The sequence below is a fragment of the Streptomyces minutiscleroticus genome (assembly GCF_014650875.1).
Taxonomy (GTDB): domain Bacteria; phylum Actinomycetota; class Actinomycetes; order Streptomycetales; family Streptomycetaceae; genus Streptomyces; species Streptomyces minutiscleroticus.
In genome coordinates, this window is sequence record NZ_BMVU01000241.1 from 1 (window position 1) to 682 (window position 682).

The 682-nt window shown below is 39.0% G+C and carries 1 protein-coding gene and 1 pseudogene; both read right to left on the reverse strand.

From position 1 onward, the window contains the following. The coding region (locus IE271_RS44540; RefSeq protein WP_190195520.1) for a flagellar hook-basal body complex protein at positions 1 to 417 on the reverse strand (417 nt) is incomplete at its 3' end. A 49-nt stretch (positions 418 to 466) separates the two neighbouring features. Continuing rightward, positions 467 to 682 (reverse strand): annotated as a pseudogene (locus IE271_RS44545) (alpha-ketoglutarate transporter); the annotation flags it as partial.

Sequence of the window (682 nt, forward strand, 5' to 3'; positions counted from 1 at the left end):
CCTAAAGCCATTAAGAGTTACCAAAAAGCCGTCTTTATCCACGCTAAAATGCCCATCTCTAGTATAAGCGACACCTTCATTAGTTTGTATCGCAAAATAGAGATTAGGGCTTGTTAGGGCAAAATCTAGGGGGTTATGCGTTTCTTCAAACGCACCAAGGCTTCTATCCGTATAGATTTCTGATAGAATAGGTACACGATTGAGATTGCGGTTTAAATACTTCGCACTCGCTTTAGTTTGATCTTCTAAGGGCAGTTGTTCTCGGTATTGTTGGTAAAGCCTTAAAAAATCGCCTGTAATCGCATCGTCTCTTTTAAAGCCATTGGTGTTTAAATTAGCTAAATTGTTAGAGGTTAAATCCAAGCGGTTAAATTGTGTCGCCATAGCTCCCGTGGCCGCATAATACCCATTTTGCATGCAAGAATCCTTTTAAAAGAAAAAATTATAGCAAAAATTAAATAAAGATTTATTCCAGATAGGTTTTTTTAGGGAATATGATAACCATAACCATAAAGATAACAATGCTAAACATGACATAGCCCACAAATCCCCATTCAAAACCATGTTGTTTGAATTGCAACGCTACATAACTCGCGCTCCCTCCAAAAAGCGCATTCGCAATCGCATAGGCTAAACCCACGCCAAGCGCTCGCACATGTTCAGGGAATAATTCCGCTTTAAT